General features: G+C 62.7%; 23 protein-coding genes. 6 read left to right on the top strand and 17 right to left on the bottom strand.

The features are described from left to right. Positions 1-2: 2 nt before the first annotated feature. The 16 genes from LIX93_RS00485 to LIX93_RS00560 all read right to left on the bottom strand — a co-directional run bounded on the left by LIX93_RS00485 (position 3) and on the right by LIX93_RS00560 (position 15,395). On the bottom strand, positions 3-617 hold the full coding sequence (locus LIX93_RS00485) for a glutathione S-transferase (RefSeq protein WP_226502053.1): 615 nt from the start codon (positions 615-617) through the stop codon (positions 3-5). Positions 618-659: 42 nt separating this feature from the next. After that, positions 660-1,655, bottom strand: coding sequence for an NAD(P)H-quinone oxidoreductase (locus LIX93_RS00490; RefSeq protein WP_226502054.1), 996 nt, complete (start codon positions 1,653-1,655; stop codon positions 660-662). Between the two features lie 218 nt (positions 1,656-1,873). Further along, positions 1,874-3,019, bottom strand: a complete 1,146-nt coding sequence (locus LIX93_RS00495) for an ABC transporter ATP-binding protein (protein ID WP_226502055.1) — start codon at positions 3,017-3,019, stop codon at positions 1,874-1,876. A 29-nt stretch (positions 3,020-3,048) separates the two neighbouring features. Beyond that, positions 3,049-3,474, bottom strand: a complete 426-nt coding sequence (locus LIX93_RS00500; protein WP_226502056.1) for a RidA family protein — start codon at positions 3,472-3,474, stop codon at positions 3,049-3,051. Between the two features lie 186 nt (positions 3,475-3,660). Next, positions 3,661-4,959, bottom strand: coding sequence for an OprD family porin (locus LIX93_RS00505; protein ID WP_226502057.1), 1,299 nt, complete (start codon positions 4,957-4,959; stop codon positions 3,661-3,663). A gap of 229 nt (positions 4,960-5,188) precedes the next feature. Beyond that, entirely contained in the window at positions 5,189-6,010 is an 822-nt protein-coding gene (locus LIX93_RS00510; protein ID WP_226502058.1) for an alpha/beta fold hydrolase, read from the bottom strand. 4 nt (positions 6,011-6,014) lie between these two features. Continuing rightward, complete coding sequence (locus LIX93_RS00515) at positions 6,015-6,428, bottom strand: RidA family protein (protein WP_226502059.1); 414 nt, start codon at positions 6,426-6,428, stop codon at positions 6,015-6,017. 9 nt (positions 6,429-6,437) lie between these two features. Continuing rightward, positions 6,438-6,908 (bottom strand): aromatic-ring-hydroxylating dioxygenase subunit beta, encoded by a 471-nt coding sequence (locus LIX93_RS00520; protein WP_226502060.1) that lies wholly within the window; start codon positions 6,906-6,908, stop codon positions 6,438-6,440. Further along, on the bottom strand, positions 6,895-8,154 hold the full coding sequence (locus tag LIX93_RS00525; RefSeq protein WP_226502061.1) for a Rieske 2Fe-2S domain-containing protein: 1,260 nt from the start codon (positions 8,152-8,154) through the stop codon (positions 6,895-6,897). Before LIX93_RS00525 ends, LIX93_RS00520 begins: the two co-directional genes overlap by 14 nt. Positions 8,155-8,184: 30 nt before the next feature. After that, positions 8,185-9,546 (bottom strand): amidohydrolase family protein, encoded by a 1,362-nt coding sequence (locus tag LIX93_RS00530; protein ID WP_226502062.1) that lies wholly within the window; start codon positions 9,544-9,546, stop codon positions 8,185-8,187. 7 nt (positions 9,547-9,553) lie between these two features. Beyond that, positions 9,554-10,399 carry an alpha/beta hydrolase gene (locus tag LIX93_RS00535; protein WP_226502063.1) on the bottom strand — a complete coding sequence of 282 codons (846 nt, stop codon included), beginning with the start codon at positions 10,397-10,399 and terminating at the stop codon, positions 9,554-9,556. Then, positions 10,396-11,334 carry an ABC transporter substrate-binding protein gene (locus tag LIX93_RS00540; protein WP_226502064.1) on the bottom strand — a complete coding sequence of 313 codons (939 nt, stop codon included), beginning with the start codon at positions 11,332-11,334 and terminating at the stop codon, positions 10,396-10,398. The genes LIX93_RS00535 and LIX93_RS00540 overlap by 4 nt, the downstream gene beginning before the upstream one ends. A gap of 30 nt (positions 11,335-11,364) precedes the next feature. Continuing rightward, positions 11,365-12,126 (bottom strand): ABC transporter permease, encoded by a 762-nt coding sequence (locus LIX93_RS00545; RefSeq protein WP_226502065.1) that lies wholly within the window; start codon positions 12,124-12,126, stop codon positions 11,365-11,367. Further along, positions 12,123-12,905 carry an ABC transporter ATP-binding protein gene (locus LIX93_RS00550; RefSeq protein WP_226502066.1) on the bottom strand — a complete coding sequence of 261 codons (783 nt, stop codon included), beginning with the start codon at positions 12,903-12,905 and terminating at the stop codon, positions 12,123-12,125. The genes LIX93_RS00545 and LIX93_RS00550 overlap by 4 nt, the downstream gene beginning before the upstream one ends. A 32-nt stretch (positions 12,906-12,937) precedes the next feature. After that, positions 12,938-14,443: an aldehyde dehydrogenase family protein gene (locus LIX93_RS00555; RefSeq protein ID WP_226502067.1), complete on the bottom strand. Its 1,506-nt coding sequence runs from the start codon at positions 14,441-14,443 to the stop codon at positions 12,938-12,940. 292 nt (positions 14,444-14,735) lie between these two features. Continuing rightward, positions 14,736-15,395, bottom strand: coding sequence for a GntR family transcriptional regulator (locus LIX93_RS00560; protein WP_226502068.1), 660 nt, complete (start codon positions 15,393-15,395; stop codon positions 14,736-14,738). Between the two features lie 234 nt (positions 15,396-15,629). On the opposite strand from LIX93_RS00560, the gene LIX93_RS00565 reads away from it, so the two are divergent. After that, entirely contained in the window at positions 15,630-16,652 is a 1,023-nt protein-coding gene (locus LIX93_RS00565; RefSeq protein WP_226502069.1) for an alcohol dehydrogenase catalytic domain-containing protein, read from the top strand. Between the two features lie 22 nt (positions 16,653-16,674). Beyond that, positions 16,675-17,634, top strand: a complete 960-nt coding sequence (locus tag LIX93_RS00570) for a PDR/VanB family oxidoreductase (RefSeq protein ID WP_226502070.1) — start codon at positions 16,675-16,677, stop codon at positions 17,632-17,634. A 102-nt stretch (positions 17,635-17,736) separates the two neighbouring features. Here LIX93_RS00570 and LIX93_RS00575 read toward each other — a convergent pair whose 3' ends face one another. Then, entirely contained in the window at positions 17,737-18,987 is a 1,251-nt protein-coding gene (locus tag LIX93_RS00575) for an NAD(P)/FAD-dependent oxidoreductase (RefSeq protein ID WP_226502071.1), read from the bottom strand. 345 nt (positions 18,988-19,332) lie between these two features. On the opposite strand from LIX93_RS00575, the gene LIX93_RS00580 reads away from it, so the two are divergent. The 4 genes from LIX93_RS00580 to LIX93_RS00595 all read left to right on the top strand — a co-directional run bounded on the left by LIX93_RS00580 (position 19,333) and on the right by LIX93_RS00595 (position 24,008). After that, positions 19,333-20,310 (top strand): LysR family transcriptional regulator, encoded by a 978-nt coding sequence (locus tag LIX93_RS00580; RefSeq protein WP_226502072.1) that lies wholly within the window; start codon positions 19,333-19,335, stop codon positions 20,308-20,310. A gap of 390 nt (positions 20,311-20,700) precedes the next feature. Next, positions 20,701-22,224, top strand: coding sequence for an amino acid ABC transporter permease/ATP-binding protein (locus LIX93_RS00585; protein WP_226502073.1), 1,524 nt, complete (start codon positions 20,701-20,703; stop codon positions 22,222-22,224). A 49-nt stretch (positions 22,225-22,273) separates the two neighbouring features. Beyond that, positions 22,274-23,146: a phytanoyl-CoA dioxygenase family protein gene (locus LIX93_RS00590; protein WP_226502074.1), complete on the top strand. Its 873-nt coding sequence runs from the start codon at positions 22,274-22,276 to the stop codon at positions 23,144-23,146. A 28-nt stretch (positions 23,147-23,174) separates the two neighbouring features. Beyond that, positions 23,175-24,008: an ABC transporter substrate-binding protein gene (locus tag LIX93_RS00595; protein ID WP_226502075.1), complete on the top strand. Its 834-nt coding sequence runs from the start codon at positions 23,175-23,177 to the stop codon at positions 24,006-24,008. Positions 24,009-24,060: the final 52 nt, after the last annotated feature.

Here is a 24,060-nt window from a genome sequence, read left to right on the forward strand (position 1 = left end):
CGTTATTCAAAAGGGCGGGTGGCGAGCATGGCCGGGTGCTGCTCGAATACGGCGAACCAGGCGGCGGTGGCGGGGTGGTCGGCGCGCCAGTCGAGGTCGGCGAAGCGGAAATCCAGGTAGCCGAGGCCGCAGCCGAGGGTGATCAGGCCGATGTCGTCGGGCACCGTGCTGAACGACACGACCTGGCGCTCGATGTCTGCCAGGGCGGCGCGGACCTTGGTCAGTTGGCCGTCGGTCCAGGCGTCCCATTGCTTCTCGGCCGGGCGCGCCACGGCTTCGTAGCGCATCAGCATCGCGGCGTCCAACAGACCATCGCCCAAAGCCTGACGCGTCAGGCTGGTCCAGCGAGGTAGGCCTTCGCGCGGGAACAGTGAGCCACCGGCATAGCTGTCGAGGTATTCGCAGATCACCCGGCTGTCGTACAGCGTCAGGCCCTCGGCGGTCTGTAGCGCCGGCACCTTGGCCAACGGATTGAAGGTGGCGATGCGTTCGTCGCGGTTGATCGGGTGGGCAGCCGAGGCGAGTTGTTCGATCTGTTCGGCAAGCCCCAGGCAATGGGCGGTGATCATGACCTTGCGCACGTAGGGGGACGTCGGGGCGTAATACAGTTTGAACATTGGCAATCGTCCGGATGAGTGAAGGACCTGTAGCGAGGTGACTCAGGGAATCAGCAACACCTTGCCCAGATTGGCGTTGCTCTCCAGCAGGCGATGGGCATCGGCAGCCTGACTCAAAGCCAAGCGCGCATGAATAAGCGGCCGGACCTGGCCCGACGCCAACCACGGCAGCAGGTTGGCACGGATGCACTGGGCCAGCCGGGTCTTCTCTGCGATGCTTTTCGGGCGCAGCGTCGAGGAGGTGAGGCTCAGGCTTTTGCGCATCAACAGCTGCAGGTCGAGTTCGATCCTGGCCCCTTGCAGAAACGACAGGCTGACGTGGCGTCCGCCGGCCGCCATGGCCTCCAGATTGCGCACTACGTAGGGGCCGCCGACGTTGTCGAGGACTACATCGACGCCGCGCCCTTCGGTGCACTCGGCGACTACCGCAACGAAGTCCTCGGTATGCCGATCCACCGCGCGCCACACCCCCAGCGCCTCCAGCAGGGCGACTTTTTCGGCACCACCAGCGCTGGCGATGACCCGCGCACCCGCAGCATGGGCGCACTGCACGGCGAGGCTGCCGATGCCGCTCGCAGCGCCGTGGATCAGCACCGTGTCACCCGCTTTCAGGCGCCCCAGCTCGAAGAGGTTGTGCCATACCGTAAAGGCCGCTTCCGGTACGCCCGCCGCATCTTCCAGCGCCAGCTCGGCGGGCACGGGCAAGCAATGCCCGGCCAGGGCGACGCAGTACTGGGCGTAACCGCCGCCATTGAGCAGGGCCATGACGCGGTCGCCGGGTACAAAGTCGCTGACCGCACTGCCCACGGCCACCACTGTACCGGCGGCTTCAAGGCCGAGCACGTCTGTGACACCCGGCGGGAGCGGCATGCCGTTACGCTGCATCAGGTCCGGGCGGTTGACGCCCGCGGCGGCGATGCGGATCAGGACTTCGTCGGCTCGAGGCAGCGGCATTGGCCGCTCGACGCTGCGCAGCACTTCGGGCCCGCCGGGTTCGTGGGCGATGACGGCGGTGATGGTGTCTGGCAGCAGGCTCATGCGGGTTGCTCGGTGTAATGGTTAGCGGTCATGGAGTGCCCTGATTCAATAAGTGGGTGAGACGGTGCTCAGAACGGCGGTGTATGCATTGGCCTCTTCGCCGCCGAACGCGCCACCTCGCGCCCAGGGTGCAGGCGGACCTGAGCCGTACACCGGTGGGAGCAAAGCTTGCTCGCGAAGAAGCCCGCACAGTTGATGAATAATCATCTGCCGCATCCTCACACCGCCCCCGCGGCAAAGGCGCAGACACCCTCGGCATCGAAGCTCAAACCCGCCGCCGCGCCGACCGGCCAACGGGTCAGGGCGTCGAGGCCGGATTGGCGCACGAACAAACGGTTGTGGCCCAGCGCCGGAACGTCCAGATGAATATCCACATGGTCCCCCTGAAACACATGGGTGATCACCGTGGCGCTGAGCAGCGTGTCCGCACCCAGCGCGCCCAGGCGGATGTTCTCCGGGCGCACGTAGATGTCCAGGCGCTCGCCGATATCGGCATGCACCCGCTCGGCCGCTACGCGCAAGCTGCTATCGCCCAACGCCAGGGTGGCCAGCTCGTCGCGGCTCAGGTAGCGACCGGGCAGGATATTGACGTCACCGACGAAGCTGGCCACGAACGGATCCTGCGGGTGGCGATAGATCGCATCCGGGGTACCGATCTGCCGTACGTGGCCGGCGGACATCACCACCACGCGGTCGCTCATGCTCAGGGCTTCGCTCTGGTCGTGGGTGACGAACACCGTGGTCACACCGAGCTTGCGCTGGATGTCCTTGAGCTCGATCTGCATCGACAGGCGCAGGTTCTTGTCCAGCGCCGAGAACGGCTCGTCGAGCAGCAGCACCTTGGGGCGGATCACCAGCGCTCGCGCCAGCGCCACACGCTGCTGCTGGCCACCGGAAAGCTCGCGCGGCTTGCGCTCGCCGTAGCCCTGCAGCTTGACCAGCGCCAGCGCTTGCTCGACGCGCTCGGCGATCTCGACCTTGGCGACGCCGCGCATGCGCAAACCGTAGCCAATGTTCTTGGCCACGCTCATGTGCGGGAACAGCGCGTAGTTCTGGAACACGATGCCGATTTCCCGTTGATAGGGCGGGGTTTCGGTGACCAGTTGGCCGTCGATGAAGATCTCGCCGTTATCCGCCTCGGCAAAGCCGGCCATCAGGTTGAGCAGCGTGGTCTTGCCGCAGCCCGAGGGACCGAGCAGCGTGACGAACTCACCTTCCTGGATTTTCAGTGACACTTCATGCAGCGCGATCGAGTCGCCGAAGCGCTTGAGCACCTTGTCCAGCTGCACCGCGATATTGATCCCAGGCGTGGCGGCGAGGCTCGCCATGCAGGGTTCGAGGGGCTTGATCGATGCAGTGGCCATGGCCGCTCCGTTAGCTGAAGGCATGTGGATCAGGCAGCGGTCCAGTCGTCCGGGATGACCGCTATAACGTCGATTTCCATCAACCATTCGGGCTGGCCCAGGCCAGAAATCACCAAGCCGGTGGAGATCGGGAATACGCCCTTGAGCCACTTGCCGACCACTTGATACACCGGTTCGCGATAGCGCGGGTCGATGATGTAGGTGGTCGTCTTGACGATGTGGGAGAGATCCGAGCCGGCCTCTTCAAGCAGTTGCTTGACGTTTTTCATTGCCTGCTCGGCTTGGGCCCGAGGGTCGCCCAGGCCAACCAGGTTGCCGTCGAAATCGGTGCCGATCTGGCCCCGGACATACACCGTGTTGCCGGCGCGCACGGCCTGGCACAGGTCGTTATCGAGGGATTGGTTGGGGTAGGTTTCTTTGGTGTTGAACATGCGGATGCGGGTATGGGTAGGCATGTCTGGTGTCTCTACGAGAGGTGAATGGTCCCAGCTTCACATCGTGCCTGATTTGGCGAAACCAGCATTTGCGCTGGGCATTGCTTAGGAAAAACCGAAGCCTGGGCGAGGCAGACTCGATGGCCTTTGCCAGTGCGGGCGGGAGCACGACGACAGGGCCCGGGCAAGCCCTGTCGTTACGGGCTGTCAGAGGATGCTCAGCGGATACTCGACGATCACACGGAAGTCGTTGACGTCGCCGTTGAGCACGTCCGGCGAGCGGTAGAACGCCTGGCGCATCCGCAGCGAGAGATCCTTGGCCGTACCGCTCTGGATCACGTATTTGAGGTCCAGATCGGTTTCCCGCTCGCCGGCCTCGGCGCCATTGCCCATGTCGATGTTCTGGCCGTCGACGAAACGCGCCCCGAACGTCAGGCCCGGTGCCCCCAGCGTGGCGAAGTTGACGCTGTAGGCCACTTGCCAGGAGCCTTCATCCTTGTTGTTGAAGTCCGAATATTGGATCGAGTTGGCGAGGAAGATCGAACCGCCGCCGTCCGGCCCATAGACATAACCCACCGGGCGCCCGGTCGGGCTGATATAGCCGCCTTTAGACTTTTGATAGGAAAGGCTCAACTTATGAGCGCCCAAGCTGTAGGCGATCGCTGCGCTCCAAATGGAGTTGTCTTCGTCGCCGCCAGTACCGGTATAGTTTGAATCATATTTAGTCCGATACAGATTGAAACTGGTAGACAGCGCGTTATTGGCATCTATCGGCAGCGTATAATCGAGGCCCCCATAGTATTTGCGGAAAACATCGTCCAGGTTGGAATAATACAAGGCCCCCGTCAGGGCTGAACTGAAGTTATAGGTGCCGCCGGCAAATTTGGCATCCTTGAGGCCAACGCTGTCATGGCTTGCATATTGCTGGCCCTTGATGGCGTCGAACTTGCCTGCGTGCAGGGTCAGGCCGTCGATTTCCTTGCTGGTCAGCAGCATGCCGCGCGCGGTCTCCGGAGCGATACGGGTGTCGTCCGTAGCGAATACCGGCAAGGTAGTGACCTGGTCGCCGACCTTGAGCACGGTGTTGGAAATGCGCATCTTGCCTGCCAGGCCGAGCGACGAAAATTCGTTCACTGGTTTGCCGTTATCCCGCACCGGCACGGTATACACGCCGCCAATCCGACCCGCCCCACTGTCCAGCGTTACGCCCATGAAGCCGATGGCATCCAGGCCGAAACCGACTGTGCCTTGGGTGTATCCCGAGGAAAAAAAGCCGCGCAGGCCGTTGGCCCAGATCTCGCCGTAGGGTGTACGTTGCCCCTTGTTGCCCACCGGCGAGTTGCCGCTGCGAAAGTCGCGGTTGATATAGAAGTTGCGGTCGAGCAAGTCGAGCTTGCTACCTTCAAGAAAACCCGAGGCTTCAGATTGCTCGCTGGCCATGGCCCATTGCCCGGTGGTGGCGGCGGTAGTTGCCAACGAGAAGGTGATCCACTTTATTGCACGCATGCAAACAGCTCCTGTAACTTTATAAGTATTAAGGTGAGGGGCAGCAGCAGAATTGAAATTGCCAAGGAGGCTTATTGTTATAAGAGTTGCAGGTTGTTGTAATGACGGGCGCGCGGCTTCGCCACCGGCGGGCTACGCAATCAATGGCGGCCCGCCGGCGGGAAAGCGTGTTGCAAACAACGATCAGGCAATGACTGTCGCGCTACCGCGCACAAGGGCGCGGTGGTCCTCAATACAGCGCGGTGAGGAATTCCAGCAACGGCGGATCGAAAGCCGCTGGTTTTTCAAAGTAGGGCGCATGGCCCGCGCCTTCGATCAGCAGCAGCGGCGCACCGCCCAGCAAATCACGGCATTGCTCGCCGATGCTGACTGGCACTGCTTTGTCGGCAGCGCCCCAGACCAGGCGGATTTTATCCGGCGGATACAGCGCCGCGACTTCGCTGGCGACATAGTCGCGCTCCAGACCATCGACCACATAGTTGCCCATGCGCACGAAACTGGCGTTGGCGCCGGGGGAATTGTTGATGCGCCACTCTTCATGCACCAGGCCCTCGGTGACCAGCGTGGGGTCGGCGATGACATAATTGAGCTTGCCGCGGATCTCTTCCAGAGAGGTCGCCTTGACGCTGCGCTGGATGCCCTCGGCGGCTTCGCGACTCAGCGGGGCGATGCCCAAGGCACCGACCAGCATGATGCCTGGCACGCGCGCGGGGATCAGCGTGGCGGCGTAGGCGCAGATGTGACCGCCCAGTGAGGTGCCCACCAGTACTGCCTGCTCGATGCCCAGCAGATCCAGTAACGTCACCAGATAACGCGCCAACGCCGGCACATCGGCGGGTGCATCGGCTGCGCCTTTGGTCGCCAGGCCATGGCCTGGCAAATCAAAGGTGACAGCGCGGTAGCCCGCATCGGCGATGCGCGCCACGGTACCGCTCCAGCGGTCGCAACGGGCGCCGAGGCCATGCACGAACACCACGGCGGGGCCGCTGCCGGCTTCGATTACGCGGGTCAAGGTAGTCTCGACAAGCAACGGGTATTGAATAGTCTGCATAGCTTCAAACTCCATAAGGTGCGGGGCGCGGCAGGCGGGCGATGGCCTCCACCTCAAGGCGCGCGCCAGGGGTGATCAGGCCGCTGACTTCGACCAAGGTGCTGGCGGGGCGGCTCTGGGCGAAGTAGCGCTTGCGCACCCCGTTGATCGCGGCGCGGTCGTTCACGTCGGTGAGGAACAGCGTCACCTTGACGATGTCGGCGAATTGCGCGCCGGCCGCAGCCAGCACCTGCTCGAGGCGGGCGAACACCTGCTCGGCCTGGGCTTGGGCATCGTCGCCGCCGACCAGTTGCGACTGGTCGTCCAGGGGCAGGATGCCGGAGACGAACAGCAGCTCGCCGATCGCTACAGCGTCACAGTAATGACTGAGCGGTGGGCCCATGCCGGGGACGAAGATTTCGTGTTTCGTGGCGGTCATGTCAGGTCCTCAGATAGGCGTGGCAAGCAGCGAAGGCACCGCACCGGTGTCGACGATCACGCGCTTGCTGAAGAACATCAGGCGCCCGTCCACTGGGCGCACCAGGTCGTCATAGCGGCCGACGCTGTAAAGGCTGCTGACACCTTCCTGGTTGGTCTGGAACAACACGTAGTTGGCCCCTACGCGCCAGCCATCGTCACTGCGCTCTACGTGCAGCTGGGAGATGATGTGGCGGTCGGTGTGGATGTTGTAGATGTTGGCCTTGCGCAGCGACATCACCCGGTCGGCGATCTGGTTGCGATTCTCGCAGAGCATCAAAGGCAGGGCGAAGCCTTGGGCCAGGTTCTCCCGTGAAATGATCTCGTAACGGCCCTCGGGGCTGAACAGCTCGACCCATTCCTCAAGGCGGTCCTCATCGATCAGCCGGGCGTAGAGGTCCAGCAGCCGCTGCAGTTGAAAGTAATCGTCAGGCGTCGGCATGTGTGGCGTCTCCCAAGGTGATGCCCATCAGGTCGCAGTAGTGCATCCAGAAACCGCGCATCGGCGCCTCGGTCACCAGGTTGTCCTGGTCGCCGACCGGGCCGCGGCCACCGAACTCGACGAAGGCGTGGCGGTTTTCGTCAGCGGCGATGGCGCGGTGGACGATCTCGATCGCTTCGCCGTCTTCCATCGACACCAGCCCGCCGGGGCCGACCAGGTTGGACATGCGCAGGCGGTGCTGGTCCATGGAGCTGTCATCGTCCTGATAGCCGTAGAAGGTCCAGAAGATCTCGAATTCCCCCACTGACTTGGTGCGGATCTGCCGTACCGCCAGGGTGTTGCCGATCTGCTGGAAGATACAGTTGGGGAAGATCGAGGCGATGGTCAGGTTGTAGTCGTCCGGGAATTCCTTGCGGTATTGCAGCAGACTGCCGTCCTTGAGGGTCAGGTTATTGTTCTCGCGGGGCGTCGAGTACTCGGTATCGCTGTTGTTCTTGCCCATGTCCTGGGCGGCCCACGACATGTTGTGGCGGGCCTTCTTGTCTACCTTGGCGCCGCCAGTCTGGTTGAGGCGGGCGATGCCGAAGGTGATCTGGAACATGTGCAGCAGACCTCCGTGATTAGGGTCGCGCAGGTTGTCGGTATAGAGCTTCCAGTTGCCATGGATACGCTGGCGCTGATAGCCGAGAATCTTGATCGGACGGTTGAACAGGCGTTTCAGCTGGTTGACGAAGGTGGTATCGAGGTAGTCCTCCAGCGGCTCGAGCTCGGTGGCGAAGGTGCCGAAGATCACCCCGTTGAGGGTTTCGACGCGCAGCTTGCGCAGGCAATGTTCGCTCTTGTCGAAGTCCTCGGGCAGCCCGCCCTTGCCTTCGACGCCACGGGCGAAGGGTACCCCTACCAGGTTGCCTTCCAGGTTGTAGCCCCAGTGGTGATAGCAGCACACGTGGGATTTGGCGTTGCCATGGATCAAGCGCTGCACCGTGGCGCCACGATGGGCACAACGGTTGACGAAGGCGTGCACCTTGCCGTCGCGGGCGCGGTTGACGATCACCGGAATGTCGCCGACCTCGATGGTACGGAAGTCGCCGACATTGGGGATTTCCGCCTCCAGGGCGAGGTAGTTCCACACCGGGCCCTGGAAGATCTTTTCCTGTTCCAGGGTGTAGACGTCGGGGTCGCGGTACATGCCGTAGGGTATGCGGGTGCAGTCGGCCTTTGGCCAATGGTAGTCTTGCGGGTTCATGTTGACCTCTTCACGGTGAACAAAAGCAATTCAGGATGCCGGGTGCAGGTCCAATGACTGGGGGACCAACTGACTGACGACGTCGCGGGTATAGCGCCGATTCCACATACCCTGCGAGTCCTCGCTCATGTGCCGGCGGGCAGGCGGTGGCGGTGTCAGGTCGTAGGTTTCGCCGGCTATCCACACCTCTTGAAGGGCGCCTCGATCCTGTAGGCACTTGATGTTGCTCAGCGGGTTGTCGCTGAGTACCAGCAAGTCGGCCGCCTGGCCAGGCTCGAGGGTGCCGATTCGGTTGTCGCGCAAGAGTCTGGCCGGTACCCGGGTAGCGGTGTGCAGCGCTTCGGCCGGGCTCAGGCCGAGCAGATCGGTGGTGATTTCCAGCTCCTTGGCCGCCCAATCGCCGTACAAGGTGATGGCGAAGCCGCTTTCCGAGCCGTTGAGCAGTGGCACGCCGGCTTCGAATGCGGCGGCGATACAGCGCCTGGCCGCAGCCAGTTCCTTGCGCTGGATATTCGGCCACCAGGCGTAGGAGGGATCCAGGGGCTGGGCGAATTGAATATTGTTGACCAGCATCAGCAATGACGGGCTGATGGCGGTGCCGTTGTCCAGTGCCGCGCGGATGCCTTCTTCACAGATACGCGAGCCGTGGTAGATCACGTCGACCCCCGCGCGGGCGGAATACAGGGCACCTTCAGTGCCCCGCGCGTGCACGCCGACCTTGCGGCCGAGGCGATGGGCCTCACGGACCATGGCGCTGATCTCGTCCTGATCGAAGGCCGCGTAGAGGCCACGCTCACGGTCGCCCATGGTGCCGTCCATGGCGATCTTGATCATGTCCACGCCGTCCTTGGCCTGTTTGCGAATCAGCTGGATGGCTTCATCGCGGGATTTGACCAGGATGCCGCTGGACACGTCCGGCGAACCGATCCAGGTCGGGTAATAGTCATAAAGCCCTTGGTGGGTGGTGAGTGCCGGGCCGGCGGTGGTCAGGCGGGGGCCACGATACAGGCCGCAATCGATGGCATCGCGCACGGCCGGCGAGACCATCCCCGAGCACGCGGGGTCGAGCACCGAGGTGAAGCCGGCGCGCAGCATGCTTTGCGCTGCGTGCAGCGCGCGCAGGGTACGAAATTCAAGGGTAGCGTACAGGTCGACTTCTTCTTCAGAGGCCGCGCAGCCGTAACTCAGGTGCGTGTGGGTATCGACCATGCCGGGCATGACGAAGCGCTCGCTGTGGTCGACGACGCGGTCGCTGGCATCGGGCACCGGTGCGCCGTGGGTGGGGCCGACATGGGTGATGCGGCCATTGTCGATGATCAGCGTCTGGTCGCTCAAGGCCTGACTGTCGGTGGCCGTGAACAGCAGGCCGCAGCGGATGAATGTCTTGCTCATGGTGCAATTACTCCAGCTCGGTGCGTTGCAGGAACGCAGTCAACACTCGGCACAGATCGGCCGTTCTTTCCCAGGTCACGTTGTGCCCGCATTGGCCTAACAGCACCGCGTCGGCATCCGGTCGCAGGCGGTTGAACGCCAGCGCCGTAGGTTCCAGCAGACAGGCGCGATCTTGCCAACCATGCACCAGGGTCATGGGGCAGGTGATGCGCTGGGCCGTCGCGAGGTCCAGAGCGACATCCGCCAACGCTTGCTGTGGATCGCCTAGCAACTCGGCGAAATACGCCGCAAAGGCAGAGTCGGCGAAGGGCGCGAAGCGTGCGGCGACCCGTTGCGCCGAGGGCTCGATGCCGGCGGCAGTCATCGGTGCCATGGCCTTGGCCAGCGCCGCGGGCGTCTGCGGCACCGTCCAGAAGTCGCGCAGCGCCTGGGTAGGCGGGCTGGCGCACAACGGCGCGCCGATCGACAGCACGGCGACGATAGAGGGCTCACCGGCGGCGCAGCGAAACGCGAGGGCGCCGCCGATGGAGTTACCGATCAAGGTCGCCGGCGTGCCGATGCGTTGCAGCACGGTGCGCAGTTGCCGCTGCCACAGCTCGACGTCGAACAGCGGCGCGCTGTGTTTGCGCCCCGAGGCGCCGAAGCCGATCAGGTCCAGCAGGTGCACCTGACCGTGTTCCAGCAGCGCATCAAGGACCGGCTCGAAGTTGGCCAGACCGCAGGTGCCCGGGCCGATGCCATGGATCAGGACGATCGGGCGGCCCGCGCCAGCGCTCCAGGACACCGCTTCGATATCCTCGACCCAGTCGATATGGCGGGTCCAGCCTATGGGTTCGGGCGTCGTGGTGTTCATGGCTTGGGCTCATAGCCGTAGTCGTCGAGCGGCTTGACCGAATCGATCAGGTCATTCTTCTTCATGTACTCGGCGAAGGCCTGGTAGCGGGTGCGATCAAAGGTCAGCGGGTTGCTGGCAATGAACGGCAAGGTGTCTTTCCAGGCGGTCTTGTTGAGGTCGTTGTTCAGGTCGGGATAGGCCTTGGCGAATGCCGTCCAGGTGTCGTCAGGGTGGGCCTTGAGGTAGGCAGTGCCTTCGGCCAGCGCTGCCATGAACTTCACGATCTTGGCGTCATGGGCATGCGCCTTGTTGGCCAGCACGATCAGTTCGTCGTAGGCCGGCACGCCGTTTTCTTCAGGCTTGAAGATGATCGGGGTGACACCCTTTTCCTTGAGTTCGGTGGTCTCGAAGTTGCGGAACACGGCAATCGCGCCATCGACCTGATGGGTCAGCAGTGCCGGGATCACCTGAAAATTGACCGCGACCAGATCGACATCCTTGGGATCGACGCCATTGAACTTGAGCATGTTGCGGATGGTGACGTCTTCAAGGCCGCCCACCGAGTAGCCGATCTTGCGGCCCTTGAAGTCTTTCATGGTCTTGATCGGGCCACCTTCGACGGCAGCGATGGTGTTGAGAGGCGAGTTGATGATGGTGCCCACGCGTTCGACCGGCAGGCCCTTGTCGACGAGCATGTACAGCTGCGGCTGATAGCTCAGGGCAAGATCGGCCTGGCCGGCGGCGAGCAGGCGTGGCGGCACGCTCGGGTCGGCCGGTGGGATGATTTCGACGTCCAGCCCGGCGCGCTTGAAGGCGCCGCTGTACTCGGCGGCGAAAATCGACGCGTGGTTGGGATTGACGAACCAGTCCAGCAGCAACTTGATATGTTCATCGGCCTGGGCCGAGGCGGTGCCGAGCGTCATCAGTGCAGCGAAGGCGAACTTCTTGATCATGATGTTTCCCTTGAAAAGGCGGTGGGCGAATCAACGGGTATTGCTGGAATCGGGTACCCAGTACAAAAGCTTGCGCACGCTGATATCGACCAGTTGCACCAGCACGACGGCCATCAGCGCCAGCAGGAACAGCGCGGCGAAGCACACTTCGGTCTGCACCCGGGCGTTCGCGTTGAGCATCACGTAGCCCAAGCCGCTGGACGAACCGACCCATTCGCCGATGATTGCCCCGATCGGGGCCACCGCCGCAGCGACACGCAGGCCCGAACCGAACGAGGGCAGGGCGGCCATCAGGCGCACGTGGCGCAGTTCGGCGAGGCCATCGGCATTCATGGTTTTCGCCAACTCCAGCCAGCCGGGCTCGGTGCGCCTCAGTCCGTCGAAAAACGAAGCCGTGACCGGGAAGAAGATGATCAGCGTGGCCATGACGATCTTCGACGCCATGCCGAAGCCCAGCCACAGCACCAGCAATGGCGCCAGGGCGAACACCGGGATCGCCTGGCTGATGATCAGCACCGGCATCAACCACTGCTGCAGGCGTGGCGAGAACATCATGGTCAGGGCCAGCACCATGCCCAGCGCCAAGCCGCACAACAGCCCCAGGGCAATCTCCGACAACGTCACCAGAAAGTGGTGGCTGAGGGATTCGCGCCCGCTCCACAGCGCCTTGGCGACGGCGAACGGGGTCGGCAGCATGTAGCTCGGAATACCGGTGAGGGTCACCGCATACCAGATCAGCAACAGGCCGAGGAAAATGATCAGCGGCCGCACGCCGCGTTGCAGGCGATTCATTGATGCAGCTCCGTGAGAATTCGCAGCAGGCGACCCTGGCTCTGCAGCACTTGCGGGTTGTCGGGGGCGCGGGGCGGCAAGCCGTCCAGGGTGATGGGCTCGCCAAGGGTGGCGGGATGACCGGCCAGCACGATCAAATGGCGGCCCAGGCGGCAGGCCTCGAGCGGATCGTGGGTGATCAGCAGGGCCGTACAGTTGGTCAGCAATTCGGCGGCGAGGTCCTGGACCTTGGCGCGGGTGAGGGCGTCGAGTGCCGAGAAGGGCTCGTCCATCAGCACGATGGGCCGACGCTCATACAGAGTGCGGGCGATGGCCGCGCGTTGGCGCATGCCGCCGGACAGCGCAGCGGGCAGCAGCTTGTCGCGCCCGGCCAGGCCGACTTGCTCGAGCAAGTGGTCGGCCCAGGCGTCATCGGTTTTTTCGCGGCGCAGACGCGCGCCAAGGGTGACGTTCTGGCGCACATTGAGCCAGGGGTAGAGCAGGTCTTGCTGGCCCATGTAGGCGATGCGCCCGGCCAGGGGCAGGCCATCGCTGCCCATCACGCTGCCGGCGCTGGGCGTGGCCAGGCCGGCAATGATCTTCAGCAGGCTGCTCTTGCCCACGCCGCTGGCGCCAAGCAGGGCGATGAACTCGCCGCTGCGGATCTCCAGGTTCATATGCTCGAAAATGGTCTGCTGGCCGTAACGCAGGGCCAAGTCCTTGACCACGATGCCTGGAGGCGTTGTGCCGACAGCAGGATTGGCCACAGCCGGCAGCGGCTGTTGGGTGATTGCATTCACAGGGTGGTTCCTCTTCAAACCGGTAGACGGAATTACAAGCGAGCCGCGACGCCCTTGAGTTCGGTGTAGTCCTCGACGGCCGCGAAGCTGGCGGCGCGGCCCCATCCCGACTGCTTGTAGCCGCCCATGGGCAGGGCCGGGTCGAAGCAGTTGTGGATGTTGATCCAGACATTGCCGGCCTTGATCTTCTTGGCCATGCGGTGGGCGGTGGCGAGGTCGCGGGTCCAGACGCTGGACGCCAGGCCGAAATCGCTGTCGTTGGCCAGTGCGGCGATTTCGTCCAGGTCGTCGCTGTCGAAGGGCATGGCACAGAGCACCGGCCCGAAGATTTCCTCGCGGTACACGCTCATCTGCGCACTGACATGGGTGAGCACGCAGGGGGTCATGAAGTAACCCCGGTCGCCGACGACCTCGCCGCCCACCAGGTTTTCGGCACCGGCTTCGGCGCCGGCCTTGAGGTAGCCCGCCACCCGCTGCAATTGCTCGGCGCTGACCAAGGGGCCCAGTTCGGTATGGGGGTTGAGGCCATGGCCCAGGCGCATGTTGCGGGCACGCTCGACCAGGCCGTCGACCACTTGGTCGTAGACCTTGCGGTGGATCAGCACCCGCGAGCTGGCGGTACAGACCTGGCCTGAACTGAAGAAGATGCCGCTGGCGATACCGGCAATGGCTTGCTCCAGATCAGCGTCGGCGAACACCACGGCGGGATTCTTGCCACCCAGTTCGAGGGTGAGTTTTTTAAGGTTGCTGGCGGCGCTGGCCTGCACGATACGTTTGCCGGTCTCGGTGGAACCGGTGAACGACACCTTGTCGACATCCCGGTGGTTGCACAGCGCAGCGCCGGCGGTTTCGCCGTAGCCGGTGACCACGTTGATCACGCCCGGGGGGAAGCCGGCCAGTTCGGCCAGTTCGCCGAGGCGCAAGGTGCTGAGCGGGGTCTGCTCGGCGGGCTTGATGATCACTGTGCAGCCGGCGGCCAGGGCCGGCGCCATGCGCCATACCGCCAGTTCGAACGGGTAGTTCCAGGGCACGATAATGGCGGCGACGCCGATGGGCTGGCGCAGGCTGTAGGCGAACATTTCCCAAGGCGTGGAGGTCGCGAGGGTTTCGCCGGTGATCTTGGTGGCGTAGCCGGCCATGTAGCGCAGCATCAGCGATGAGCCAGGGATGTCCACCATGCGCGTTTCGTAGATCGGCCGGCCGGTGTCGTAGGCTTCCAGTTCGGCGAGTTCTTCAGCATGGGCGTCGATCAGGTCGGCGAGTTTCATCATCAGGCGCGCCCGCTCGGCGCCACCCATCAACGCCCAGGCGCCTTTTTCAAACGCGTTGCGAGCCGCCGCCACGGCGACGTCGACGTCAGCCTGCATGCCGTTGGGGACGTGGGCGATGACCTCGCCAGTGGCAGCGTCGAGCACGGCTATGGGGTCGCCGCCCAAGGCATCGCACCATTGCCCGCCAATGAGCATCCGCTGCTCACGGGCAACAAAAGCGGCTACGGTGGCCGATACAACCGGCTTGCTCAACAAGGTCTGAATCATCGCTTGGCTCCGGGGAGTAGAAACAGAGAGGGAAGTCTCTGTGTATACACGGAGTTAGCAATAGCTGTGCCACTCGGCGAATTTTACAATCCTGTGCATGCGCGGGGCGGATACGGAGCGACTTCACCTGAACATTTGGGTTTTACCCGATTTTGCGCGGGTTTTAAGCAGGTATGAATGATCTATAAAGGTGCGGACGGATGCTTTTGTGAGCAAAAAAAGCGCTTTGGAAGACATATAAAAAATACATGGGAGTACCTATTTGGTGGTTTGAGTATACATAGAGCGGGGCTTACCCTATTTCGTCGAGTAAATCTTCGTCCATTACCCCTGTGCGCAATACATGGGCGCGCATCGAGTGATAGGCCAGCTCGGTGTCGCCGCGCAGCACGGCATTAAGAAACATTTCATGCTCGCGATAGGAGATTTCCAGCGAGTCGCGGCTGCTCATGAGTTCAGCACGGGTGTACGGCACGATGCGCAGACGCATGTTGGCAATGGTCTCGGTCAACAGAGCGTTGGCGGCGGCCATATGGATCAGTTGGTGCAGCTCCAGGTTGAGGGCATCGAACGCGGCGTGGTCGTCGGTCGCCAGGATGTGTCGCGCACGTTCGGAGAGCTTGAGCAATTCGCTGCGTTGCGCCGGGGTGCGGCGGCTGGCGGCGTAGCGGGCGGCGCTCGCTTCAAGGTCGGCGATCACCTCCAGCGTTTCGCGTTGATGATCGGCGGTGGAGTGGTCGACCACGATGGCGCCCTGGCGCGGTGTGATCTTCACCACCCCCAAGGCATCGAGCTGGCGCAGCGCCTCGCGCACCGGCGTACGTGACACTTGATAGCGCTCGGCGAGTTCGAGTTCTTCCAGGTGCATACCCGGTACCAGTTGGCCTTGGCGGATTTCATCGAGCACCAGGCTCTGGATCTTGCTGGCGAGGGTAGGGACGCGTCGTTTCATCTGTACAGGGCCGCAAAGGAGGATGGCGCTAGCCTAATAGCTGTTGCGTGCGTGGCAAAGGGCTTTGCGCTGAGTACACACGGAAATATCGCTATCTCTCAAGTATTCTGGCTAAATTCCAATAATTGCTGGGGTTTGCCGAGTTTCACACATCGCTGTGGCAAGGCCATTTATCGAGATGGCACCCTTCTTGTATGCACAGCCCGCATCGTGATCCCTTAGGAAGCCTTCACCATGCACATGCGCGCCGTCAGATATCTGGGCCCCGGCCAGCCGTTTTCCCTGCAATCGATACCGCGTCCCGAGCCCGCCGCCGGGCAGGTGCGTATCAAGCTCAAGGCCTGCGGCATGTGCCACACCGAATTGCACTTTCGTGACGGGCTGCTCGACCTAGGTTGCCGCGACGTGACCATGGGCCATGAAATCGCGGGCGAGATCGAGGCCTTGGGTGCAGGTGTCGATCCGGCCCGGCTGGGTGAGCGGGTGCTGGTCTACTACTACGAAGGCTGCGGCCACTGTGAATACTGCCGCACGGGTGACGAACAGCTGTGCCCGGCGGTCAAGGCGCAGCCGGGGTTTTCCAGCGATGGTGGCTACGCCGACTATATGGTGGTGCGCGCCACCAACTGTGTAGTGGTCCCTGCGCATGTCAGCCTGGAGGAGATCGCGCCCATGGCGTGCGCCGGTACCACCGCCGTGCATGCCGGCAAGATGGCCCGCATCCGGCCCGGCGATTGGGTGGTGATCCATGGCACCGGCGGTGTCGGCCTGGCACTGCTGCAATATGCGCGGCACATGGGCGGGCGGGTGATCGCCATCGATCGCAGCGCCAAACGCCTGGAGCTGGCCTCGACCCTGGGTGCCGAGCATGTCATCGATGCCACTGCGCAGGTCGATGTGGCAGCAGCGGTCATGGCCCTCACGGGCGGCGCCGACGTGGTGTTCGAACTGGTCGGGCGCGAGGCGACCCTGCGTGCCTCGCTGCAGATGCTGCGCCGCCGCGGCCGTTATGTGCTGGTCGGCTACAGCGCCGATGTGCTGCAGGTTCACCCTATTGACCTGATCGTGCGCGAGATTCAGGTCATGGGCTCGGTCGGCTCGACCCTGCAGGATGCCCACGACATCGTCGATCTGGTCAGTCGTGGTGTTATCCGCTCGCTCGTCGATCACAGCATTGCGCTGGAAGATTTCGAGCAGGGCCTGCACACACTGGAAGAAGGCCATGCCCAAGGCCGTATCGTCATCCGTTTCGATTGAACACTGTCAAAAGGTAGTCGTCATGTCCGTTACTCAATCTGCCCGCGTCAAGACCCTGCGCCACGAAGCTGAAGGCGTGCTCAGCGTCGAATTGTGGCCGGCTGACGCCGCCGACTTTGCGCCGTTCACCGCGGGCTCGCACATTGATCTGCATTTGCCCGGCGGGCTGGTGCGCAGCTATTCGCTGATGAATTGCTCAAGCGAACGCAACCGCTATGTAGTGGCAGTGCTCAACGACCGCAATAGCCGCGGAGGCTCGCGCTGGTTGCACGAGCAGTTGAAGGTGGCTGCGCCGCTGTCGATTTCAGTGCCGCGCAATAACTTTCCCCTCGACGAAAGCGCTGCCCACAGCGTGCTGGTGGCCGGCGGTATCGGCATCACGCCGTTGTACAGCATGTGCCTGAGGCTGCTGGCACTGGGCAAGTCGGTTGAGCTGATCTACTGCGTACGCTCGCGTCACGAGGCCGCGCTCCTCGATGCCTTGGCGCAACTCGGCCTCAGGGCGACGTATCACTTCGATGACGAACAGGGTGCGGCGCCCGATTTGCTCGCGTTGCTGCGCGGTCGCCCGGCCGATGCGCATTTCTATTGCTGTGGGCCGGCGCCTATGCTCACGGCCTTCGAGCAGGCTACTGAAGCTCTGGGGCATGGCCATGTACACATCGAGCGGTTTGCCGCGATCGCCGCCCCCGAGATTGCCGAAGCCAAGCCCCTGCAAGGTTACGAAGTGGTGCTGAGCGCATCGGCGCAGACACTGCTGGTGCCCCCTGGACAGTCGTTGCTGGATGCGCTGCTCGATGCCGGAGTAGAGGTTGAATACAGCTGCTGCGAAGGGATCTGCGGCGCCTGTGAGACGCGGGTGCTGGAAGGGGAAGTCGAGCACTATGACAGCGTATTGAGCAGGGCTCAGCGCGAGTCGAACAAAGTCATGATGGTGTGCGTGTCGCGGTCCTGCGGTGGGCGGCTGGTGCTGGACCTGTAGCGGTGTAGCGGTGTAGCGAGGGGGCTTGCCCCCGATTCGAAGTATCGGCAAAGAAGGGTCGCTAATTCGATGGTCGGGGGCAAGCCCTCTCGCTAAAGGGTGTTACGACCGCTCGTACGCCTTGTACTCGTTCTGCAGCGTGATGTGGTCGGCGATGTACTTCGCGTCGTGCCACACGCCATAGATGAACGACGAGGCGCGGTTGACCAGATTCGGCAGCCCGAGGAAGTAGATGCCGCTCTCCGCGCAGATCCCGCGCTTGTGGAAGGGCTCGCCCTTGTCATCGAAGGCATTGACCTGCAGCCAGCTGAAGTCGAACTTGAAGCCGGTCGCCCACAGGATGGTGGTGATGCCGGCCTCTGCCAGATCCAGGCTCAGCAGCGGCTGGCTCAGGCACTCTGGATCGGGCAATAGCTCCCAGGCTGCGGGTTCGGCCGGGAAAGGCAGGCCGTTCGCTTCGATATAGGCGTCGGCATCACGCAGCACGTCGAAGTAGGCCCGGTCGCCCTCGGCGATGTTGTCTGCCAGGCCCGGCTGGAAGGTCATGACGCCGTCGGTGCAGGACTCGGTCAGGCCCACCAGGGTGATGCCTTGGTGGGCGAGCCGACGGAAGTCCACGGTCTTGCCGCCTTCATAGCCGCTGACCGCAAAGGCCACGTGCTTCTTTTTCGGGGTGATGCGCACTTCGTCCCACAGGCCCAGTGCACCCAGCCACCAGCAGTAATCGCGGCCGCGGTAGGCGCGGGGAGGGCGGTAGTGCTCACCCACCGAGAGGTAGACTTTCTTGCCGGCCTTTTGCAGCTCTTCGGCGATCTGCGAACCCGAAGCGCCAGCGCCGACGACCAGCACGGCGCCTTCGGCCAGTTGGCCAGGGTTCTTGTAGGTCGAGGAGTGCAGCTGCTCGACCTTGACGTGTTCGGCAACGATATTCGGTACCGCCGGGCGCTGGAACGGCCCGGTCGCGGCGACCACGTTGGCGGCTTCGATGATGCCGTCCGAGGTGGTCACCTTGAAGCCCGGACGGCCGACATGGCGTTCGACCTTGAGCACTTCGACGCCGGTGCGCACCGGTGCCTTGAGCATGGCGACGTATTCTTCGAAATAGTCGGCCATGCGCTCTTTGGGCGGGAAGGCCTCGGGCGAGATATTGCTGAATTTCAGGCTCGGGAAGCGATCGTGCCAGGCCGGGCCGTTGGCGACCAGCGAGTCCCAGCGTTCGGAGCGCCAGCGCTCGGCGATACGGCTGCGCTCCAGCACGATGTGCGGTACACCCATAAGTGAAAGATGCTCGCTCATCGCGACACCCGCCTGGCCCGCGCCGACCACCAAGGTGTTGATTGTTTCAACTGACATATGAGCTTCCTGGAAAGAGAACCTAAAGAGAATCGACCTTGATCGGTTGTATCGATGCCGAGGCACCGCCAGCACGTCGGGAAGGCACAGGCGCCTTGCAGACTTCATTTATCCACGTCCCCAGTGTGATCAAGCGCCGGTCTTATAGGAATTCTGCTTTTTGAACGTAGAGCTTAGGAAAAACCGAACCCCGCGATGAGGGGCCTCAGCGGATGATGGCGCCTTGTCGCACCCCCGGCGGTTCGCGTGTGTCTCGGCATGAACCGTGCAACGTCGCCATTCATAGGGTTGTGCTGGTTTTGGTCAGCGGTAGCTCGCTCGTTCGTTTTAGTTGTGGAGGGCGTAATGCTCAGTCGTATCACTCAGCGCCAGCTGGAATACTTTGTCGCTTCCGGAGAGGCCGGCAGTATCAGCGCTGCCTCGGAGCGTATTCACGTGTCATCGCCATCCATCTCGGCGGCGATCACCCATATGGAGGCCGAGCTGGGGATTCAGCTGTTCATTCGTCATCACGCCCAGGGAGTATCGTTGACTGCCGTCGGGCGCCAGGTGATGCAGGAAGCCAAGCTGATTCTCGAGCAGATGAGCAACCTGTACACGATCGCCTCCGAGTCGCTCAACACCGTGCGCGGGCCGCTGCGCGTGGGCTGTCTGCACTCGCTGGCGCCGATGATCACCCCCGAGCTGGTGTTCGGCTTCGGGCGCGCCTTCCCCGGTGTGCGCATCACCCAGGTCGAAGGCGATCACGAACAGTTGCTCGAAAAATTGCGCAGCGCCGAGATCGATATCGCCCTGACCTACGACCTGGCCAGCAGCGCCGACATCGACTTCCAGCCCCTGGCCAAGCTGCCGCCTTACGTGATGGTCGGCGATTACCACCCCTTGGCCCACCTGCCCGCCGTGAGCATTCAGGACCTGGAGGCCTATCCCTTCGTGCTGCTGGATATCCCCTGGAGCCGCGAGTATTTCCTCAGCCTGTTCATCCAGGCTGGCATCACGCCGAACATCGTCATGCGCTCCAGCAATCTGGAGACGGTACGGGCCATGGTCGGCAACGGCGTCGGCTACACCATCGCCAACGCCCGCCCCAAGGGCAACTTGTCCCAGGACGGCAAGCGCCTGATCCGTATTCGCCTGGCTGGCGGCTTGCACCCGTTGCAACTGGGCTATGCCACGGCCACCAACGCGCAATTGTCCCGCGTGGTGTCGGCGTTCACCGAGCGCTGCCGCATGTTCGTTTCCGACCAGTACATCCCCGGCATGGCGGCGCCGAGCTTCTTCGATCCCCATGCCGTGCGGGCGCTCGATGCGCCCAACGAGTGACGGCTGCACCACTCTTGACCATGGAGCCCTTGACGGCTGCTTCGGACTTTCCCGGCGCAGGAGTAAACCAGGCGCCAATCGATACGAGGGGCCGCAGCCCGCAGGCGTAAAGCAATGGATGAGCTCAGGGATGATCCTGAATGCAGCGCACCAACAGGGGTCAGTCAGACCCAGCCTGCACGCCGCCGTGATTTATTTTGGTGCGCGCTCCCGCAGCGCAATGGAGTGGCTGAAGGTCTGCATCGGATCTGCCTACTCACTGGTCCGGTTAATCCTAATTGACCGCACGTGCCTCTCTCCACGAATCTCGTTTCATCGGTGCATACCTGAGGCGCGTTCGAACGAGGCGCCCGGTTGCACATTCTGATTTATTTGTTGAGCGCAGCGACGATGACATTTGACTGGAATTACATGTTTGGCTTGCTGTTCGATGCCGAGTTCTGGCGGGCGACCTGGACCGTTATCAAGCTGAGTTTCGTGACCTGGGTCGTCAGTATCGCCCTGGGCTTTTTCGTGGCCTTGGCCAAGCAGTCCAAACAGCCACTGCTGAGCGCTCCGGCGCGTGCCTACATCTGGCTGTTCCGCAGCCTGCCGCTGCTGGTGCTGCTGATTTTCGTCTACAACATCCCCCAAGCGTTCCCCGCCGCGTCGGTGGTGCTGGGCGACCCGTTCTGGGCCGGCCTGCTGGCCATGGTGCTGTGCGAAACCGCCTATGTCGCCGAGATCCATCGCGGTGGCCTGATGTCAATTCACAAGGGCCAGGCCGAAGCGGCGCGGGCTCTGGGGTTGAAGTTTCTCGGCACGCAATGGCGGGTGATCATTCCCCAGGCGCTGCGGGTGGCCTTGCCGTCGCTGGCCAACGAATACATCTCCATCGTCAAGCTCAGCTCGCTGGTGTCAGTGATCTCGCTGACCGAAATCCTCATGGTCGGCCAGCGCCTGTATTCGCAGAATTTTCTGGTGATGGAAACCATGGCGGCGGTGGCGTTCTATTACGTGCTGATCGTCACGGTGTTCGACTTCCTGCTCAAGCGCCTCGAGCGCTTCCTCGACGTCAACCTGCGCAACGTCTCCCGTGTGCCTGACGCCGAAGTGCTGGCGCTGGCCACTCAGCAAAGCGCAGTGGTCCAGCGCGCTGTCAATGCCGCTCCCGGTACCCCGGCGCTGCAGGCCACGCGCTTGCACAAGGCCTTCAACGATGTCGAAGTGCTCGGCGCCGTGAGCTTGCAGATCCAGCCCGGTGAAGTGGTGTCGGTGATCGGCCCGTCCGGTTCGGGCAAGACCACCCTGATTCGCTTGCTCAACGGCCTGGAGCAGATCGACAACGGTGACATCCAGATCAATGGCCAGCCGTTTATCCACCTCGACAGGCAAGGCGCACAGAAACCGCAATACGTGGAGCATGCCGAGCACCGCCTGAACATCGGCATGGTGTTCCAGAGCTTCAACCTGTTCCCGCACCTGACCGTGCTCGACAACCTGTTGATGGCGCCGCGTTACCACCGCCTCGACGCTGCCACTGAACTCAAGCAACAGGCTTACGCCTTACTGCACAAGGTCGGCATGCTCGATCACGCCTGGAAGTACCCGCACCAGTTGTCCGGGGGGCAGCAGCAGCGCGTGGCGATTGCGCGGGCCTTGATGATGCGCCCGCAGATCATGTTGTTCGACGAGCCGACGTCGGCCCTGGACCCCGAAAAAGTCAACGAGGTGCTGCAGGTCATCGAAGCCCTGGCCAAAGAGGGCATCACCATGGTGATCGTCACGCACGAAATGAATTTTGCCTTCAAGGTGTCCGACCGCATCGTCTTCATGGAAAAGGGCCGCATCGTCTGCGACGACAAGCCCCAGGCGCTGCGCAGCGGCCACAACCCACGCGTCGAAGCGTTCCTCAAGGATGTTTCGCTGGCGTGATCCCTTTAGCGTTCAAGCGCTTTTACGTTCAACCGCAGGAAGGATAAAAATGATCGAGCAATGGCACGTCGAACAGTTCCACCGCGATGGTTTTCTGGTGGTGGAAGGGGTTTTGAGCGCTGACGAGGTCGCGGCGTTGCAGCACGACTTCGACCAGTGGGTCGAGGAAAGCCGCAGCCACGCCGAGGGCTGGGGTGAAACGATCGACGGACGCGCGCGCTTCGACCTTGAAGGCGACCATCGCGCCGATCATCCTTCGCTGCGTCGGGTGAGCTCGCCCACCGAGATTTCGCCGGCCTACCTGCATGTGGCGATGCAGTCGCGCATGGCGCAGATCTCCGCCCAGTTGATCGGCGGCACGGGCACGCGCTTTCATCACAGCAAGATCAACTCCAAGCTGCCGCACACCGCGACCCAGGTCAAATGGCACCAGGATTTCCCGTTTACTCCGCACAGCAACGACGACCTCGTCACCGCATTGCTGATGATCAGCGAAGTGACCCCGGAAAACGGCCCGCTCAATGTCATCCCCGCCAGCCACAAAGGCCCGCTGTGGTCGCACTGGCACGATCAGCGCTTCACCGGCGCGGTCGCCGACGAGGTGGTGGCCGAGCAGTGCCAGGCGCCGGTCGCCTGCTTCGGCCCGGCCGGTTCCGTGTGTTTCATGCATACCCGTTTGCTGCACGCTTCAAGCCCTAACGAGACCGAACTGCCGCGCACTCTGTTCATCAGCGTCTATGCCGCTGAAGACGCGCTGCCATTCGGCGAAAACCCTTTGCCCAGCCAGCATTCCGGCCAGATGGTGGCCGGTGAGGAAAGCGGCCTCGTGCGCTCCACGGCCAATCAGTTGCGCTTGCCGCAGAAGCCCCGTGGCGCCTCTTTCTTTGTGCAACAGGCCGGTCTTGACCAAGCCACTGCCTAACCTCCTTCACACCTTGCAGGGATCTACCATGACAGCGTTGCACAAGATTGTTCGCCCTATCGCCCTGAGCCTGGTTGGCGCAGCGGTTGCAATGACCTCGTTGGCGGCCTCGGCCTTTCAACAGGATGGCAAGATCGTCGCCGGCTCCGACGTGACCTTCTTCCCGTACGAGTACATGGACAACAACAAGCCGGCAGGCTTCGACATCGAGTTCCTCGATGGCCTGGGCAAGGTCATGGGGCGCAAGGTCGAAACCGTCGACACGCGCTTCCCCAACCTGATCACCGGCCTGCAGGGCGGGCGCTTCGATGTCACCAACTCGTCGATGTACATCACCGCCGAGCGGGTCAAGGTCATCGACATGATCCCGTACCTGAAAAGCGGCGAATCGATCCTGGCGCTCAAGGGCGGTGCGTTTCAGCCCAAAAAGCCGGAAGAATTCTGTGGCCACAAGATCGGCTCCATGGCCGCCACCTCCTGGCTGGCGCAGATGCACAAGCTGTCCGATGACTACTGCGTGAAGAACAACTTGCCGCCGATCGCCATCAGCGAATACGCCACCGATCCGCAGACCACGCAGGCGCTGCTGGCACACGCGGTCGAAGCGCAAATCACCGACGCCGCCGTGGCCCATGGCGTGGTCGACAAGCTGGGCGGTCGCGTGGTGATTTCTTCCGATGCGCTGATCTACCCGGTGCTCAACGGCTGGGGCGTGAAGAAGGGCAACGACGAGGTCAAGAAGGCCCTGGTCGATGCGCTGGCCAAATACCGCACCACCCCGGAATACACCGCACTGCTGAAGAAATACAGCTTCGTCGCACCGACCGACGCCGACATCGCCGAGCTGATGCCTAAACCCTGATACCCACCTATGATGCGGCCGTCCTCAAGGCGGCCGCATTGCATGGAGAACG

Source organism: Pseudomonas sp. MWU16-30317 (genome assembly GCF_020515695.1).
GTDB lineage: Bacteria > Pseudomonadota > Gammaproteobacteria > Pseudomonadales > Pseudomonadaceae > Aquipseudomonas.

Coding starts and splice junctions, on each gene's coding strand:
- LIX93_RS00520 (WP_226502060.1), bottom strand. CDS start 6,908: ATGCCGACGCCTGACGATTACTTTCAACTGCAGCGGCTGCTGGACCTC.
- LIX93_RS00510 (WP_226502058.1), bottom strand. CDS start 6,010: ATGCAGACTATTCAATACCCGTTGCTTGTCGAGACTACCTTGACCCGC.
- LIX93_RS00515 (WP_226502059.1), bottom strand. CDS start 6,428: ATGACCGCCACGAAACACGAAATCTTCGTCCCCGGCATGGGCCCACCG.
- LIX93_RS00495 (WP_226502055.1), bottom strand. CDS start 3,019: ATGGCCACTGCATCGATCAAGCCCCTCGAACCCTGCATGGCGAGCCTC.
- LIX93_RS00565 (WP_226502069.1), top strand. CDS start 15,630: ATGCACATGCGCGCCGTCAGATATCTGGGCCCCGGCCAGCCGTTTTCC.
- LIX93_RS00545 (WP_226502065.1), bottom strand. CDS start 12,126: ATGAATCGCCTGCAACGCGGCGTGCGGCCGCTGATCATTTTCCTCGGC.
- LIX93_RS00500 (WP_226502056.1), bottom strand. CDS start 3,474: ATGCCTACCCATACCCGCATCCGCATGTTCAACACCAAAGAAACCTAC.
- LIX93_RS00490 (WP_226502054.1), bottom strand. CDS start 1,655: ATGAGCCTGCTGCCAGACACCATCACCGCCGTCATCGCCCACGAACCC.
- LIX93_RS00580 (WP_226502072.1), top strand. CDS start 19,333: ATGCTCAGTCGTATCACTCAGCGCCAGCTGGAATACTTTGTCGCTTCC.
- LIX93_RS00485 (WP_226502053.1), bottom strand. CDS start 617: ATGTTCAAACTGTATTACGCCCCGACGTCCCCCTACGTGCGCAAGGTC.
- LIX93_RS00555 (WP_226502067.1), bottom strand. CDS start 14,443: ATGATTCAGACCTTGTTGAGCAAGCCGGTTGTATCGGCCACCGTAGCC.
- LIX93_RS00525 (WP_226502061.1), bottom strand. CDS start 8,154: ATGAACCCGCAAGACTACCATTGGCCAAAGGCCGACTGCACCCGCATA.
- LIX93_RS00585 (WP_226502073.1), top strand. CDS start 20,701: ATGACATTTGACTGGAATTACATGTTTGGCTTGCTGTTCGATGCCGAG.
- LIX93_RS00530 (WP_226502062.1), bottom strand. CDS start 9,546: ATGAGCAAGACATTCATCCGCTGCGGCCTGCTGTTCACGGCCACCGAC.
- LIX93_RS00540 (WP_226502064.1), bottom strand. CDS start 11,334: ATGATCAAGAAGTTCGCCTTCGCTGCACTGATGACGCTCGGCACCGCC.
- LIX93_RS00535 (WP_226502063.1), bottom strand. CDS start 10,399: ATGAACACCACGACGCCCGAACCCATAGGCTGGACCCGCCATATCGAC.
- LIX93_RS00595 (WP_226502075.1), top strand. CDS start 23,175: ATGACAGCGTTGCACAAGATTGTTCGCCCTATCGCCCTGAGCCTGGTT.
- LIX93_RS00575 (WP_226502071.1), bottom strand. CDS start 18,987: ATGTCAGTTGAAACAATCAACACCTTGGTGGTCGGCGCGGGCCAGGCG.
- LIX93_RS00570 (WP_226502070.1), top strand. CDS start 16,675: ATGTCCGTTACTCAATCTGCCCGCGTCAAGACCCTGCGCCACGAAGCT.
- LIX93_RS00590 (WP_226502074.1), top strand. CDS start 22,274: ATGATCGAGCAATGGCACGTCGAACAGTTCCACCGCGATGGTTTTCTG.
- LIX93_RS00560 (WP_226502068.1), bottom strand. CDS start 15,395: ATGAAACGACGCGTCCCTACCCTCGCCAGCAAGATCCAGAGCCTGGTG.
- LIX93_RS00505 (WP_226502057.1), bottom strand. CDS start 4,959: ATGCGTGCAATAAAGTGGATCACCTTCTCGTTGGCAACTACCGCCGCC.